The organism is Neorhizobium sp. T7_12 (genome assembly GCF_002968535.1).
GTDB classification, from domain to species: domain Bacteria; phylum Pseudomonadota; class Alphaproteobacteria; order Rhizobiales; family Rhizobiaceae; genus Neorhizobium; species Neorhizobium tomejilense.
Window position 1 is genome coordinate 1 of the sequence record NZ_PVBK01000033.1, and the last position, 16190, is coordinate 16190.

Below are 16190 nucleotides of genomic sequence, written 5' to 3' on the forward strand. Positions count from 1 at the left end.
GCCTGCCGCCCCGCCACCGCCTGCAGTAGCGCCAGATAGGGATTTTCCGCCGTTTTCAGCTCCGGGTAATGCCGCTCAATGACGTAGTCGGCGAGCAATTTGATCCCGTCATTGTCGCCGCGGGCGGCAAAGAACTGGAAGGTGCCGATCCGCACATGGCTTGCCGCGACGCGCACGAACACCGCGCCCTGCTCCACCGTCTCGCGATAGACCTGTTCGCCGGTCGCGACAGCCGCCAAGGCCCGTGTCGCCGGCACGCCGAGCGCATTCATCGCCTCGGAGACGATATATTCGCGCAGCACCGGTCCCAAAGCCGCACGTCCGTCGCCTCTGCGGGAATAGGGCGTCGGTCCGGCGCCCTTCAGCTGGATGTCGCGGCGTTTGCCGTTGCGGTCGACGACCTCGCCCAGCAATATCGCCCGGCCGTCGCCAAGCTGCGGCACGAAATTTCCGAACTGGTGGCCGGCATAAGCCATGGCGATCGGCATGGCGCCGGGCGGCACGACATTGCCGGCAAGGATCGCCGCCACCCGGGCGGGATCGGAAAAGTCCGCCTCGACGCCCAGCTCCTCTGCCAGTTCCGCGTTGAATTTCAGGAGCTTCGGCCCCTCCACAGGCTCGGGATAGACGGAGGCGAAAAACCTGTCCGGCAGGCGGGCATAGGAATTGTCGAACTGGAACACGGGAAGGACTCCTTTGGCCGCCGGGATGCGGCGACCTTTTCTTCAAATATGGGAAATCTGTCCCGCCGAACAAGCGAAATGCGCTTTTGTTGCGCCGCTCAAGGCTTGGCCAGCCGCACACCGAAACCGAGGAGGAAGGTCAGGAGCGCACCGGCAGCCGCAGTCCCGTAAAGCCACAGGGCCGGCCCGCCGGCCTCGCCACTCTCAAGCGCCGAAACCAGGCCGGTCGCGCTTGCGATCATCCCGGCGATTCCCGCGCCTATCGCGTAACCGGCGGTCGAAATCGTCGGCAGCAAGGCACTTGCGAGATCGCGCTCCTGCCTTGCTGCCGCTTCCATCGCCGCCTGGTTGACGCTTGCCCAGGCGACGCCGAAGCCCGTACCGATCGCCACCTGGCCCGCCAGCAGCAGCACCAGCGAGCCGCTCGCGAACGCGGCCGCGAGGCAGAGGAAACCGGCCAGTTGAAACAATGCGCCTGCGCGCATCCACCGATGCCGCGGCTGAAGCGCCGTAATCCTGCTCGCGACCACTGCGACCGCACTCCAGGAGAGCGCCATGGTCACCACCAGATAACCGACCACGGACGGCCGGAGACCGAAGACGGCGTCGATCATCAGCGCCAGGTAAACGCTGCCGACCGAGTGGCTTGCCGACATCAGGAACAGCACCCAGAATCCGTGCCCGAGCACCGAACCGAGCCGGAAAGCGCCTTCCGGAAACAGCCTTGGCCCGATCCGCCCGTCGAGCTTCAGCGCCGGCAGGAACAGGCCCGCCCCTGCCACCACCGCCACTGCCTGCATCGCCCCTCCGGTCACCACCGACGACAGCGACAGGACGAAGGAGGCGGCAAGGCAGAGCGAAATGGTGGCGGCGGAGAGCGGCACCGGCGCCGCCTCGGTCACCCTCACCTTCGCGGTGAGCGCGAAGACGGCCAGCAGCAACACGAAGGGCGAGACGGCCAGGAACGACGCCCGCCATGAATAGGCCTCGGTCAGAAGCCCGCCCGCCAATGGTCCGGCAATCGCCGCCACCGCCCAGACGATCGCCTCCACCGCAAACACCTTTGCGATCAGCGCGGAGGGAAAGTTGGCCGGGATGAGGCTGTAGCAGATCGCCACGATCAGCCCGTCGGCAATGCCCTGCAGCAGGCGCCCGGCCATGATCCAGGAAAAGGCCGGCGCCGACAGCGCCAGCAGCCCGCCGGCCGCAAAGACCAGCGCCGCAAGAAGGAGGATGAAGCGCGCGCCGAACCGGTCGCGCATCGCCGCCGCACCCGTGCCGCCGGCGATCGAACCCAGGAAATAGAGCGTATAGGCCCAGCTGAAATAACCCGTGCCGCCGATCTCTCTCGCTGCCGGCGGCAGCGCTGCGACGATCGCGAACTGGTTGAAGGCATGCAGCCCGATCCCCGCCGAGATCAGCCCCAGCATCGCCCCTTCGCGGCCTCTGAGAAGCCTCGACCAGCCCACATTGATATCCTGCAACACGCCCTGCCTCTTATCCGTTTTTTCAGTCCCGGGGACGCTACAACCTCAACCACGATTGAGGTCAAGGGATGAGCCAAAAATTAAAATTACGTATTTTCAGCGCCTTAAGGCGTAATTGCAGATTCTTTCCGATGTTGTATTTTAGCTACAGCTTTCCAAGCAAACCGCTCTATTTGCGTTTTTGCCAACCAATCGGAGGGAATATCCATGAAGGCTCTTTTCATTCTCGCAGCGTCGGCCGCCATGACCGCCTCTTCCGTTGCTTACGCAGCCGACGCCGTCGAACAAATCCCGCAGGCTCCGCAAGCCGTCGAAACGCCCGTCGTGTTCTCCTGGAACGGCCCCTATATCGGTGCCCATACGGGATATGCCTGGGGCGACGGTGATGCCCCCGGCGGCGGTTCGGACGATTTCGACAGCTGGAGGCTTGGCGGCTTCGTCGGTTATAACTGGCAGTTCTCGAGCGGTTTCGTGGCCGGTATCGAAGGCGACGTCAACTACGACTGGAACGAGAACAGCTATGCCGGCGGCATCGACGTCGACACCGGGTTCTCCGGTTCGGTTCGCGGCCGTGTCGGTTACGCCATGGACCGGGCGTTGATCTTCGCAGCAGCCGGCTGGACGGCCACCACCGCCCATATCGACGGCGGCGGCTTTGACGACGACGACATGCTCAACGGCTGGACCGTCGGCGCCGGCGTCGACTACGCCTTCACCGACAATATCTTCGGCCGCCTCGAATACCGCTACAACGACTTCGGCAACGGCAGCCTCGCAGGCGCCGATTTCGACTTCAGCCAGCACGTGATCAACGTCGGCATCGGCGTGAAGTTCTAAGCCGCGGCTTCGGAATACGTCTCAATGCTCCACCTTGCGACAAGGTGGAGCAAGATCTCGAGGGGTGGCGGGCGTCCTCAGGGGCGGGCCAGCACCTTGAAGGCGATGAACTGCGTCTTCTGTTCCTTCGAGAAATTGTTGTCGGAAACAAAAATCAGCAGATCGCTGCCATCGGTGCCCTTGGCGAAGGTGACGGCCTCGATATTGTCCGGCTGCAGGCCGATCGCCCGCATGTCGAGCACCTGGGCCTTGCGCACCGGCACGATGGCCGCCTCGGTACCGGCGAGCGAAGGAATGGCCGAGACATCGGTGGCGCCCTCGGTATCGACCATGAAGACCTTGATCGAACTGCCGAACCCTTGCGCAAAACCGCGCTCGACCACCAGCAGGCGGTGGTCGTCCAGGCTTAGGATCTCCGAAGCGCCGTTGTCGTTATAGCCCTTGTCGACGGTCGGCGCCTGGGGGATCGGCGCGATCGGATAGACATATTCGGCCTTCGGCCTGCCGGTGGCCGCATCGTAGCGGATCATGCGGGCGAGCGTGCCGCGGCTAAGCCCGGAGATCGGGCCGTCCTGGAACAGCGCCGATTCGACCTCCACCATCAGGTCTCCGCCGGGCAGCGTGGCGAGCCCCTCGAAGGCGAGGTTGTCGCGAACACCGGCGGACTTGTCGGCGGTCGGCAGAAAAGCCTTGGGAAGCTCGAACTCGCGAACGAAGGCACCATCCGGGCCGGCGACGCGCACGAAGGGCGGCAGAAGCTGCTTCACGTCGCCTTCACTCGACCAGTAGATGCCGTCCTTGCCGAGCCGGACCGATTCCGGATCGACGCTCTTGGCTGCAAAAGCCGCGCCGCTCTTGTCCTTCAGGGTCACGGTCTTGACCACCTTCACATCGCTGATGCCGGCGGCGCTCGCCTCGATCGAAAGCTCGTAGAACCGGGCCGGCGCCCGTTCGGAACGGTCGTCTGAAATGGCGATGTAGCGATTGCTTGCCGGGTCGTAGTCAAGACCGGACAGGCCGCCGAACTCGACGCCGTCGAACAGCGTGCCGGTCGGGATGCTAAATTCGCCGGCGAAGGAAAGCCCAATCGCCGCCTTGCAATCGCCGAACGGGCAAGGAGTGACGACCGTCACGCCGGGCTCGGCAGCATGGGCAACGGGCGCGAAGAGGAGGACGAGGGCAACGGTTGAAAACAGCGCTTTGAGCATGATCGATGTCCGGCAATTCGAGGCGGGTGAAAACGGTGACCAGCCTCACGAATGAAAGCCGGTCCCGCAGTTGCTCATCCTCTGCCACGCGAGTTTTGCGGACGTATAACGGTCGGCCGTCAGAATGTTGAAATTTTCGTGACGGGTGGTGGGGAAGACCTCAGACCGCCGCCCGCTCCGGTGAATACCCCGCCTCGCGGATCGCCTCTTCGGCCTTCGCCGCATCGCCTTCGATCGCTACCGTCTTGGCGATCAGATCAATCGCCACCACCGCACCCGGCAGGGCTTCCGCCAACGCGCCGCGGACGGTCTTTTCGCAATGGCCGCAGGTCATGTCCGGCACGGTGAAAATCGCAGTCATCGGAATCTCCTTGTTCGATAGGTGTGTTGTGCAGCCTCCCATGGAGGGAAGGTCAAGTGCATTTGAGGAATGAAGCCGGTGCGGCATGCTCCAGATGATCTCCCCCCTTGAGGGGGAGATGTCGCCGAAGGTGACAGAGGGGGGGTGGCGACGGTGCGGCAAAACATTCGGCCGAAGAATAGCGGAGCGGTCACCCCCCTCTGCCCTGCCGGGCATCTCCCCCTCAAGGGGGGAGATCGAAGGAGGGGCCGTTTTGCCTCATCCTGGCGGAAAAGCATCAGGCATTCTGTTTCATCTTGTTCTTCGCTGGAGCCACTGTCCCATCCCCCGCCAGATCATCGAGGATCGGGCAGTTGGGGCGGTTGTCGCCGCCGCAGCAGTGGGCGAGGTGTTTCAGCGTCTTCAGCATGCCCTGCATCTCGGCGATGCGCCGTTCGAGATCGCCGATATGGGCGGTCGCGACGTCCTTGACGGCAGCACTTTCGCGGCTCTTGTCCTGCCAGAGTTTCAGCAACGTCTCGGTCTCTTCGAGCGAAAAGCCGAGATTGCGGGCGCGCTTGATGAAGCGCAGGATATGCACCTCCTCATCGCCATAGACCCTGTAATTGTTGCCGGTGCGGCCCATCGGGCGAATCAGGCCGATCTCCTCGTAATAACGGATCATCTTGGCCGAAACGCCGGACGCGCTGGAGGCCTCGCCGATATTCATCTCGTTTCTCCCACTTTCACCGCCTTCAGCCGCAGCGCATTGCCGAGCACGAAGACGCTCGACAGCGCCATGGCGCCGGCGGCGATCATCGGCGACAGCAGCCAGCCGAAGGCAGGGTAAAGTACGCCGGCCGCAACCGGCACCAGCGCCACGTTGTAACCGAAGGCCCAGAACAGGTTCTGTTTGATGTTGGTCATGGTCGCGCGGCTCATGGCGATCGCCGAAACCGCACCCGACAGATCGCCGCCGACCAGCACCACGTCGGCGCTTTCGATCGCCACATCCGTGCCGGTGCCGATGGCGATGCCGATATCGGCTTCGGCGAGCGCCGGCGCGTCGTTGATGCCGTCGCCGACGAAGGCGAGCTTCTTGCCGCCGGCCCGCATCTCGTGGATCGCCTTCACCTTGCCTTCCGGCAGGACCTCGGCCACGACCTTTGTGATCCCGACCTGACGGGCGATAGCCTCTGCAGTGCGACGGTTGTCGCCGGTCACCATTACCGTTTCGACGCCCATCGCCTGCAGCGCCCTGATCGCGTCGCGGCTTGAGGGTTTCAGCGGATCGGCAACCGCGATCACGGCAGCCAGCTTGCCGTCGACAGCGGCATAAAGCGGCGTCTTGCCTTCGTCGCCAAGCCGGGCGGCGGCTTGCGCAAACACCTCAACCGAAAGCCCCAGCTTTTCCATGAACCGGTCCGCGCCGACCGAGATCCTGCGGCCGTCCGCCTCCGCCTCGATGCCGTAGCCGGTCACCGACGAGAAGCGTTCCGCCTTCGGCACCGTCAGGCCCCTGGCCTCGGCCGCCTTGACGATCGCCTCGGCGATCGGGTGTTCCGACTGCGCCTCGACGCTCGCGACCAATGCCAGCACCTCGTCCTCGGCAAAACCTTGCGCGGTCACCAGATCAGTCAGTTCCGGCCGGCCCTTGGTGACTGTACCGGTCTTGTCGAACACGACCAGCTGGACATTGCGCAGTTCCTGCAGCGCCTCGCCCTTGCGGAACAGCACGCCGAGCTCTGCCGCCCGGCCGCCGCCGACGACGATCGAGGTGGGCACCGCAAGCCCCATGGCGCAGGGGCAGGCGATGATCAGCACGGCGACCGCATTGGCCAGCGCATGGGCGAGCGCCGGTTCGGGGCCGACGAATAACCAGACGGCGAAGGTGAGAACAGCCAGCGCGATCACCGCCGGCACGAACCAGGCCGTCACCCGATCGACCAGCCCCTGGATCGGCAGTTTCGACCCTTGAGCCTGTTCGACCATGCGGATGATCTGGGCCAGCATCGTGTCGCGGCCGACCTTATCGGCCCGGAAACGAAAGGCGCCGGTCTTGTTGATCGTGCCGCCGACCACGGTCGCGCCGGCCGCCTTTTCGACCGGCAGCGGCTCTCCCGAAATCATCGATTCGTCGACATTCGAGGAGCCATCGATCACCGTGCCGTCGACCGGAATGCGCTCGCCCGGCCGGATCACCAGCACGTCGCCGGCGACCACCTGTTCGGCGGGGATGTCCAGCAGCTTGCCCTCGCGTTCGACGCGGGCGGTCTTCGCCTGCAGCCGGCTCAGCTTCTCGATCGCCTCGCCGGTGCGGCCCGTGGCGCGGGCCTCGAGCAGCCGGCCGAACAGGATCAGCGTGACGATCACCGTCGCGGCCTCGTAATAAACGAAGCGCGCGCTTTCCGGCAGCAGGTCCGGGGCAAACGTCGTCACCAGCGAATAACCGTAGGCCGCCAGCACGCCGACCGCGACCAGCGAATTCATCTCCGGCACGCCGCGCAGCAGCGCCGGCAGGCCGAGCTTCAGGAACCGGAAGCCGGGGCCGAAGACGACCACCGTCGCCAGTGCGAAATAGAGATAATAAAGGTTCTGCGTCTCGATCACGCCCATCAGCCAGTGGTGGAACGGGTCGTAGACGTGGCCTGCCATTTCCAGCACGAACAGCGGCAGGGTCAGCACGAAGGCGATCGCCAAGTCGCGCTTCAGCACGCCCTCCTCGCCCTGGTGCATATGCATGTGGTCATGCCCGCCGGCATGGCCCGCCTGGTCGTGCCCCATGGCGGCATGGTCCATGTGGGCTTCCGGTGCGGAATGCCCGTGGTGGTGCTCGTGCCCGGCATGCGCCGTCGGCGCCACAGGCGGCATCATGCCCGCCTCGCGCATCGCATGGTCGATGGCGCCGGGCGAGATTTCGTAACCGACTTTCCTGATCGCCTTCGTCAGCTCTTCCGGCGAAAAGCCCTCGGCCGATTCCACCGTCAGTTTCTTGGTCGCGAAGTTGACGGCGCTCCTGTCGATGCCCGGCACTTTCGCGGCAGCGTTCTCGACGCGGCGCACGCAGGAGGCGCAGGTCATGCCCTCAACGGGCACGGTAAAAGGCTCGGCCTTGTGGATCGGCTTGACGGTCTGGTTCACGGGCGCAATCTCCCCTTTTTTTGTCGGGATGTCTTACTGTCCCGCCCTATGTGGAGCTTCCCATCATGGGAAGGTCAAGGGGTACTTGTGGATATTCTCAAGGGCGGCAGAAACCGGCGGGTCGGGCAGCGGGAACAGGGCCATTACCGCAGCCCTCAGTCGCCGCTTTCACGATAAGATCGTACAGATGGTACTTCTTTCCGAGCAGCCGTATTCCACCCTCAGAATAGTGTCCCGCATCCGCATAAAGGGAGACGCCATCCTCGGAAACCCGGCAGATCGTGCCGTTGCACCGGCCGGTGCCCATATCGATCACCGGATAGTCCCGCGCCACGACATTCATGATGTCCATCGCAACGCGGCCTCGCCGGTTCACGTCGTCAGCAGACAGATCGCAGCGGTCGGCCGCGATGCCCAGCAATCGTGAACGGGCAACACAACTGCCGACATCGGTCCCCGTCTGCGGCGGCTGCGCGAAAACCACGGGGCTCAATCCCATTTGCCGCAGGCCGGACAAGGACGCTAAAAAGCTGTCCAGAAGCAGCGCCCGGCTTGCCGGTACACTCTGTCCATCCTTCCGAACAAACGTTTCAGTTTCCGTATAGATATCGAGATTGACGCCTATCGCGACGTATCGAAGCGTCTTGGTTGCCGCCATGGCGTCGAGGACGTCCGTGTTCCAGGACAGGCAGCCTTCGGGCGACCTGCGACCGTCGCTGGCGACCGGGTAGGTAATGTCGGTGAACGGTCCGCAAAGGCTTTTGGTGAACTGCACGAGTTTGACATCGGGGGCCGAGGCCAGGATTCCTTCCACGAGATGGGCGCCGAAGGAATCTCCCCACACCGCGATCTCCGGACTATCCGACGTGGAGCATTCGGGCGCCATCTTGCCGTTACAGTTTTCGCTCAGACCTTTGCTCACCTCGGTCATCTCGTAGAGACCCGGCGACCTGAACGCCGCGCCGTCGGTCATTTCGAACATGATCCCGGAAGCGATGCTGGCGGCTCCCGTAACCCCGGCCAGAGTGACGAAAGCCCTTGTGCCGACGCGGTTCCCGTCACGAAACGGCCGCTCGACGAGATAGTAGCTCACAACCGCAAGCAACGCCGTGACGCTAAGCAGAAGAGCGGACGTTGAAGCGCTCAGGTCATCCGTGAACAGTCGCAAGCGCGCGAAGGCGAGGACCGGCTGATGCCAGAGATAGAGGCTGTAACTGATCAAACCGACAAAGACCAAGGCTCTTGCGGAAAGAAGCCGTCCAGCGAGATTTTCTGAAGATGAAAACAGAAGAATCAGCGCGGTTCCGATCACGACAGGCAGCGTTTGCCAGCCGGGATAATACGGTCCGCCTTCAACGAAGAAGCAAGACAGGACGATCATCGCGAGACCGCAAGCCGCCGCCAAACCGCCGTAGCGGGCTTTTTCTCGATCGAAATTCGCCAGGCTGATGCTGGCGCCGACGCCAAGCTCCCAGAAGCGCGTGGGCAGAAGATAGAAATTTGCCGCAGGATCGAACAGCGGCACGACCTGCGTGGCAAGGAAACTCGCCATGCTCAACAGGAGGATGGCCGCCAGAACGAACTGGCGACGAAACCGGCGCAACGCCATGAGAACAACAGGAAATATGATGTAGAACTGTTCTTCTACCCCGAGGGACCACGTATGCAAAAGCGGCTTCAGGTCGTTGCTTGCATCGAAATAGCCGGTTTTACTCCAAAAATAGAAGTTCGAAACGAACAGATTCACCTGATAGAGGCTGCGGCCGAAGTCGCGCAGCTCATAGGGAAGCATCCATGCCCATGCAAAGGGCAGACAAGCCAGGCAGACGCAAACAAGCGCTGGAATGATGCGTCGCAGGCGCCGCTCGTAGAAGCGGACGATACTGAACTTCCGCTCTTCGACTTCGCCATACATGATCGATGTAATCAGATAACCGCTGATGACGAAGAAGACGTCGACGCCGACAAATCCGCCGCGGAAACCCAAACCACCGTGGAATATAAGGACAGGAACCACAGCGACGGCCCGCAAGCCGTCGATTTCCGGTCTGTATTTCATTCTACAACCCAATGCGGCATCAATTCACGACAGCCGAGCGCATCGATCGATTGCACTCGCTCCTGCCTGAGCCAATTGCGACTTCGCACATGCGTGCACGTCATCCAGCAAAGGAATGTGGCCAATTTAACCCGAGCGCGCTTTGCGAGGCGTTCACGGCTCCGGTCGACCGCCACCGCCGAAGCTCGGCGCGTTCAGGCCCGAAAGCAGCAGCACCAGTTCCGCCTGGCGGGTGGTGCCGGTTTTCAGCATGATCTTCTTCAGGTGTGAGCGGGCGGTTTCGAGCGAGATGCCGAGCGCGGCGGCGGCCATTTCCGGCGTCTGGGCCATGGCGATGCCGCGTGCCACGCGGGCTTCGGCGGGGGTGAGGTCGAAGAGGCCGCAGAGCACCCGCATGTCCGGTGGGCCGACCTGCCCCACCTGGGTGACGGCGAGTACCGCCATCGAACGGGAGAAGATGTCGCGGGCGGCGCGGCGGATCGGCAGAAGATGCAGGATCAGCGGCGGCGCCCCGTCGCGGCCCGCCATCGGCAGCGATTGCACGGTCGGCGTGGCCTGCGCCTTGTAGTGCTCTATCGCTCCGTCGAGGAGAGCACTGGCACCCGTCCCCTCCAGCACCAGCCGATCACCGGCGCCGGTGCGGATGCGCGGGCTCAGTGCCTCCATCTCCGGGTTCATTGCAATTGCCTGGCCGCCGTCGCCGATGACCGCAGCCGGCAATCCGAGCAGCGACAGCGTCTCGGTCATCGAACGCGCCTCGGAAAAGGCAAGCCGCGACGCCATATAGGCGGCCCGGGCGAGATCCGGCTTCAAGAGATTAAGGCGCGCCAGCTGTTCGTCGGAGAAATGCGTCAGGCCCTTGGCGCGCATCAGGGTGATGACGATGACGTGCCCGGTCGGCTCCTGGAAAGCCCAGCCCGCCTCCCATTGCATGCCGTGCGGCTCGATGATGTCGCGCTGGATCGCATCATTGGCAAATTCCTCCGCGCTCAGGAGATCGGTCACGCGGACGAACGAAAAGGGCGAACGCTCCATGGCCCGAACGGGGCGAACATTGTCCAGCCGGGTGTCGCTCTTGACGAACTCGGCAAACGCGTCGGCGATATTGGGAGTGGTGACGTAACGATGATTGCCGCTGCCGTCGATGGTGAAGATCGAGGCGGTGCTGGACCCCGCCTCCAATGCCATCCTCTCGCAAGTTTCCGTCCAAAGCTCAGGAACCAGGGCTGCCTCGTAGAGGCGGTCTGCCAGCGTGCCTTCTGCATTCATCTGGATGCCATCGAATGAATTCGGAATGAATCTTGACTGTCACCCTAGTCCTAGCGTTTCTGCGCGCCCGGGCATACTGGTAGAATTACCTGAAAAACTTGCGTAGCCCATCTTAACTTATGTCATTGACAAGTAATAAACCTGCGCTTCGAGCCTCTTCGCGCGCCTTTCTCGCTCGCCGGTTTAGCCCCAGGGCCTATCGATCCGGCATCGCCGAGGAACGGACAGTCGCCGGCAACGGGACGCAGGACCGGCTTTCAACCGGTGTTGCGGTTCATTCGGGCGCGGCGATCCGGATCGGGCGTGTTCCGACCGGAGCGCCGGTGGCGCGGTCGATGGTGACCGGATCGATTTCCGTTCCGGTTTCGGCGTCGAAGAACCGGGTGACCTTGCCGCCGCCGCGATGCTTGCGTCCCCATGCGCCGATCGCAAACAGAACCGGCAGAAAGTCGCGGCCGGCTTCGGTCAGCAGATATTCATCCCGTGGCGGACGGTCGGAATAGCGCCGTTTCTCCAAAAGCCCCTCCTCCGTCAGGCCTGAAAGCCGTCCGGTCAGCATGGTCGGCGCAATGCCGAGGCTCTTGCGAAACTCGTCGAAGCGGGTCAGCCCCGCATGGGCGTCGCGCATGATCAGCATGCTCCACGCGTCCCCCACAAGCGCCAGGCTCCGGGCGATCAGGCAGGGCTGGTCGGAAAGATTCTTCATGTCGATATCTTTTTAGTAGTGACTTGATACGGATTTGATAGTAACTGATCGCTCAACGATGTTCCATCACAAAATGAAAGCGAAACCGATGAGCAAGAAAAAACGTGGCGTTGCCCTGGTTACGGGCGCCTCCTCAGGAATAGGACTGGTGACGGCGCAGGCGCTGCGGCGAGATGGCTATCTTGTCTTCGGCACCAGCCGGAGGCCGATGCCGGACACGGTGGACGGGGTGACGATGCTGGTCTGCGACGTGACCGACGACGCATCGGTCGAAAGTGCCGTCGACGAGGTTCTGCGCCGCGCAGGGCGGATCGATCTTCTCGTCAACAATGCCGGGGTGGGCCTGCTTGGCGGTGCCGAAGAATCCACGATCGAGCAGGCGAAGGCCCTGTTCGACGTCAACGTGTTCGGCACCATCCGGATGACGAATGCCGTCCTGCCCGTGATGAGGGGCCAGCAGAAGGGCCGCATCGTCAACCTGAGTTCCATACTCGGGCTGATCCCGGCTCCTTTCAACGGCCTTTATGCATCGACCAAACACGCCGTCGAAGGGTATTCGGAGTCCCTCGACCATGAAGTGCGGAACCAGGGCATCCGCGTCGTGCTCGTCGAGCCCGGTTTGACCCGCACCGCCTTCGAGGAGAACCTGACCCGCGCTGACCGCCCGCTTTCCGTCTATGATAAGGTTCGCGCCGGTGCGGAACGGCTGATGCAGGAAGCCGTCGCGAAGGGAGATGCACCGGAAGTGGTCGCCGAAGCCGTCCTGAAGGCCGCCAATGAGGCATTGCCAAAACGGCGCTACACTGCCGGAAAAATGGCAGGACAGGTCCGCTTCATACGTCGCTTCCTGCCCGAAACCATCGTCGACAAGAACCTTCGGAAGTTCAACGGGCTTCCCGCCTGAGCATTATCGCAGGCCCGCCGGCGATGCCGGCCACCACGGAAACGGAAGTCAGTCCGATGAAATCATTCCTGATCGATCGCTATCGCAAGGGCGGCGCCCTGCGGCCCGGCGAAATACCCGAGCCGGCATTGCGCGACAACGACGTTCTGGTGGAGGTTCATGCCGCCGGCGTGAACGCCCTGGACAACAAGATCAGGGACGGAGAGTTCAAGCTTATCCTGCCCTACCGCCTTCCCTTGGTGCTGGGCAATGATGTGGCGGGCGTCGTCGTCCGGGTCGGGGCGAAGGTCCGGCAATTCAAGCCGGGCGACGAGGTCTATGCACGCCCGGCGCAGGATCGCATCGGCACGTTTGCCGAATATATCGCCATGGACGAGGCCGATGTGGCGAGAAAACCCAGCAATCTCGCCATGGTGGAGGCCGCATCCATTCCGCTTGTCGCCCTGACGGCATGGCAGGTCCTTGTCGAGCGCGCCAACCTGCAGAAGGGGCAAAAAGTCCTGATCCATGCCGGCTCCGGCGGCGTCGGCACGATAGCGATCCAGCTCGCCAAGTATCTAGGCGCCCATGTGGCGACGACCACGAGCACCGCCAATATCGCCCTCGCGAAAAGTCTCGGGGCGGACGTCGTCGTCGATTACAAGAAAGACGACTTCGAGAAGGTGCTGCAGGGCTACGACGTCGTGCTGAACAGCCTGGGCAAGGATACGCTCGAAAAATCCCTGGACGTACTGAAGCCGAGCGGCAAGCTGATCTCGATTTCCGGCCCGCCCGATCCGGATTTCGCCCGGCAGAACGGCTCCGGCTGGCTGCTTCAACAGGCCATGCGCCTGCTGAGCTTCGGCATCAGGCGAAAAGCGGGACGCCGGAAGATCGGCTATTCGTTCCTCTTCATGACGGCGAACGGCGGCCAGCTCGCACAGATCACCTCGCTGATCGAAGCGGGCCACATCCGCCCGGTGATGGACCGGGTCTTCCCGTTCGACAAGACCAACGAGGCGCTGGACTATGTCGAAACGGGCCGCGCCAAGGGCAAGGTCGTCATCGCAGTGAAGTGACGTCGTTCAGGCTGTAGAAGCGGCGAAACCATCCATTCTGAGGATAGCCGATGACGGACTAGCCGTCGCCTATCCTTAATTCCCGCTCCTCGGCGCAAATCGCGGCGAGGAAATCGACGAAATGCCGCACTCGGGAGGGCATGCGCCGTCCGGCAACGGTAACAGCGTTGATCGGAAAGGGCGGCGGCGCATGCTGGTCCAAAATTTGCACAACCTCGCCGGTGGCCAGCACATCCGTGAACAACCAGCTCGCGTGGTGGGCGATACCAAGGCCCGCGAGGACCGCACCGCGGACATGCTCGGCGTCGTTCGTGCGGAACGCTCCCCCACCGTCGACCGTGACCTGCCGGCCGTCTACCTCAAAACCCCACCCGATGATATCTCCCTGGTAGACATAGCTGATACGCTCGTGGGTGCGCAGTTCGTCCAGCGTCTGCGGCGTGCCGTGTTGGGCAAGATAGCCGGCGGAGGCCAGGGTTATCATCCGCATGTCGCCGATATGTCGGGCGACAAGTGCCGAATCCGAAAGCCGACCGATACGGATCGCGACGTCTATTCCCTCCTCGATAAGGTCAACGTGCCGCCCGGAGACCTCCATCTCGATCGCGACATCAGGGAAACGATTCCTGAAATCTGCCAGCCGGGGAATAACGAACATCCTCCCGAATGCTGGCGAGAGGGTGACGCGGACCAGCCCCGAGGGGGCCGACTGCCCTTCAAGGACCCTCTCTTCGGCGAAGTCGATATCCTGAAGGATACGGACAGTGGCCTCGTAATATTCCTGTCCTGCGGGCGTCACGGCAAGGGCACGCGAACTTCTCGCGAGGAGTTGCGTCCCGAGCCGCGCTTCGAGCGCAGCAAGCTGTTTGCTGACCGTCGGTTGGCCGACGTTCAGGTCTCGCGCTGCCTGCGAAAAGCTTCCGCTTTCGACGACGCGCACGAACATCCGCATCGCATCCAGCTTATCCATCAGTTTTATTCCGAACGAGACCGATCGAGCTGACTGAGCAAGTCATGATCTGCTGGCACGCAATACATCGATGAATTCCAAAATGGAATAGATGACATTCATAAGGCATGGCTGCCGTTCGCCAAGGGAATATGAGAATCGGAATTCAGCCGCCCGTCCACGGGCCCGGAACCGAAAGGAAGAGTTATGACAATCAAGATCTATGGCGACGCTGGCTCGGGCAGCTTGCGTCGCGTGAACGCCGCAGCAAAGATCATGGGCGTTGAACTCGAACGCGTTAACGTTGACCTCCTCAAAGGCGAGAGCCAGACCGACGAGTTCAAATCACGTCTCAATCCGCACGGTCTGACGCCGGTCCTGGAGGATGGAGACACCATTCTCTGGGAATCTTCTGCGATCAATCTGTATCTCGCCAACAAGGTGAATTCGCCACTGGTCGGAACCACGCAGGAGGAGCGCTTCCAGGTGCTTCAGTGGATGTTCTGGTCAGGCGAGCAGTGGCGCACCTTCACCACCACCATCTTCGATGAGCGCGTGGGGAAGACGGTCATGGGCGTACCGAAGGACGAGTCCCTCATCAAATTTGCCGAGGGCAAGATCCGCGCTGCAGCGAAGGTACTCGACCGGCATCTTGAAGGCCGCAAGTTCATGGTCGGCAATGGGTTGACCTTTGCCGATATCGATATCGCGGCTCCCTTCTCCCAGGTCGATCGTGCAAAGTTTCCGTTCAAGGAATATCCAAACCTGATCGCTTGGCACGACAATCTTCTCCAGTCGTTCCCAGCGTGGGCGGAGACGAAGGCTGAGGTTGACAATCGTATGGAAAGCTTCCTGGCAAGTGTCGGCGTGAAACTGTAATTTCTGGCCCTCCTGTCTGGCCAGCGCGCGCATGAAGGTGGTGCGCGTTGGCCGGAATCGCAGCGATCTTGTCAGCGGCGCGGTAGGCGGCTTGTGGCTACCGACCATCTCTCCAGCGTTCAAACCAGATCAGCGCTCCTCGCCCACCGTCAGCGGCCAGTCGACCACGTAGTCTTCGAAATCTTCCACATCGACTTCGTTTTCGCTGACCGTGCGGCCGCGGGCGGAGATGCCGGCCTGGTGCACGGTGTTCGGATCGCCCGAGACCAGCGGATGCCACCAGTAGAGGTCCTCGCCGTCGCGGACGAGGCGATAACCGCAGGTCGGCGGCAGCCAGGCGATCTCGTTGACCGTCGTCGGAGTGAGCTGGATACAGTCCGGCACGGTCGCCTGGCGGTGCTGGTAGTCCTTGCAGCGACAGCTCTCCCCGTCGAGCAGGCGGCAGGCGACGGAGGTGAAGACAACGTCGCCCGAGTCCCAGTCCTCGAGCTTGTTGAGACAACAGAGCCCGCAACCGTCGCACAGGCTTTCCCATTCATTTTGGCTCAGCTGGTCGAGCCGCTTGGTCTTCCAGAAAGGTTCGTCGGTCATCGTGGATATCACATTTGCGGCAGGGCGGAACAAATCCCGGTATCTGCATTTTACCTGTTGCGATTTTGATATCGCGCAT

General features: G+C 62.5%; 15 protein-coding genes. 4 read left to right on the top strand and 11 right to left on the bottom strand.

What is annotated here, in order from left to right; translation table 11 throughout:
* A partial coding sequence (locus tag C5J26_RS31555; RefSeq protein WP_206051246.1) for a protein adenylyltransferase SelO family protein occupies positions 1–683 on the bottom strand: 683 nt, incomplete at its 3' end.
* A gap of 98 nt (positions 684–781) precedes the next feature.
* Positions 782–2170, bottom strand: coding sequence for an MFS transporter (locus C5J26_RS31560; protein WP_172746215.1), 1389 nt, complete (start codon positions 2168–2170; stop codon positions 782–784).
* Between the two features lie 207 nt (positions 2171–2377).
* Here C5J26_RS31560 and C5J26_RS31565 point away from each other — a divergent pair, with 207 nt between their 5' ends.
* A complete protein-coding gene (locus tag C5J26_RS31565) occupies positions 2378–3007 on the top strand; it encodes an outer membrane protein (protein ID WP_046668488.1) in 630 nt (209 codons plus the stop codon).
* Positions 3008–3084: 77 nt separating this feature from the next.
* Here the strand turns inward: C5J26_RS31565 and C5J26_RS31570 are convergent, their stop codons facing one another.
* The 7 genes from C5J26_RS31570 to C5J26_RS31600 form a co-directional block, all read right to left on the bottom strand.
* A complete protein-coding gene (locus tag C5J26_RS31570; RefSeq protein WP_105405366.1) occupies positions 3085–4215 on the bottom strand; it encodes an esterase-like activity of phytase family protein in 1131 nt (376 codons plus the stop codon).
* Between the two features lie 160 nt (positions 4216–4375).
* Positions 4376–4576, bottom strand: a complete 201-nt coding sequence (locus C5J26_RS31575) for a heavy-metal-associated domain-containing protein (protein WP_105405367.1) — start codon at positions 4574–4576, stop codon at positions 4376–4378.
* A gap of 277 nt (positions 4577–4853) precedes the next feature.
* A complete protein-coding gene (gene cueR / locus C5J26_RS31580) occupies positions 4854–5285 on the bottom strand; it encodes a Cu(I)-responsive transcriptional regulator (protein ID WP_105405368.1) in 432 nt (143 codons plus the stop codon).
* The gene (locus C5J26_RS31585) at positions 5282–7696 is read right to left on the bottom strand and encodes a heavy metal translocating P-type ATPase (protein ID WP_105405369.1); all 2415 of its coding nucleotides are present in this window, start codon (positions 7694–7696) and stop codon (positions 5282–5284) included. Before C5J26_RS31585 ends, cueR begins: the two co-directional genes overlap by 4 nt.
* Before the next feature lie 97 nt (positions 7697–7793).
* Entirely contained in the window at positions 7794–9755 is a 1962-nt protein-coding gene (locus tag C5J26_RS31590) for an acyltransferase family protein (RefSeq protein ID WP_105405370.1), read from the bottom strand.
* Between the two features lie 153 nt (positions 9756–9908).
* A complete protein-coding gene (locus tag C5J26_RS31595; RefSeq protein ID WP_105405371.1) occupies positions 9909–11024 on the bottom strand; it encodes a helix-turn-helix transcriptional regulator in 1116 nt (371 codons plus the stop codon).
* A gap of 274 nt (positions 11025–11298) precedes the next feature.
* Complete coding sequence (locus tag C5J26_RS31600) at positions 11299–11730, bottom strand: helix-turn-helix domain-containing protein (RefSeq protein ID WP_046638365.1); 432 nt, start codon at positions 11728–11730, stop codon at positions 11299–11301.
* Between the two features lie 88 nt (positions 11731–11818).
* Here C5J26_RS31600 and C5J26_RS31605 point away from each other — a divergent pair, with 88 nt between their 5' ends.
* Together C5J26_RS31605 and C5J26_RS31610 are read left to right on the top strand one after the other, a co-directional pair.
* Complete coding sequence (locus C5J26_RS31605; RefSeq protein ID WP_105405372.1) at positions 11819–12634, top strand: oxidoreductase; 816 nt, start codon at positions 11819–11821, stop codon at positions 12632–12634.
* A 56-nt stretch (positions 12635–12690) separates the two neighbouring features.
* Complete coding sequence (locus C5J26_RS31610; RefSeq protein ID WP_105405396.1) at positions 12691–13692, top strand: NADP-dependent oxidoreductase; 1002 nt, start codon at positions 12691–12693, stop codon at positions 13690–13692.
* 58 nt (positions 13693–13750) lie between these two features.
* Here the strand turns inward: C5J26_RS31610 and C5J26_RS31615 are convergent, their stop codons facing one another.
* Positions 13751–14662, bottom strand: coding sequence for a LysR family transcriptional regulator (locus C5J26_RS31615; RefSeq protein ID WP_105405373.1), 912 nt, complete (start codon positions 14660–14662; stop codon positions 13751–13753).
* A gap of 186 nt (positions 14663–14848) precedes the next feature.
* On the opposite strand from C5J26_RS31615, the gene C5J26_RS31620 reads away from it, so the two are divergent.
* Positions 14849–15520 (top strand): glutathione S-transferase family protein, encoded by a 672-nt coding sequence (locus tag C5J26_RS31620; protein WP_105405374.1) that lies wholly within the window; start codon positions 14849–14851, stop codon positions 15518–15520.
* Positions 15521–15649: 129 nt separating this feature from the next.
* Here C5J26_RS31620 and C5J26_RS31625 read toward each other — a convergent pair whose 3' ends face one another.
* Positions 15650–16111 (bottom strand): YcgN family cysteine cluster protein, encoded by a 462-nt coding sequence (locus C5J26_RS31625; protein ID WP_046668495.1) that lies wholly within the window; start codon positions 16109–16111, stop codon positions 15650–15652.
* Between the last annotated feature and the right edge of the window lie 79 nt (positions 16112–16190).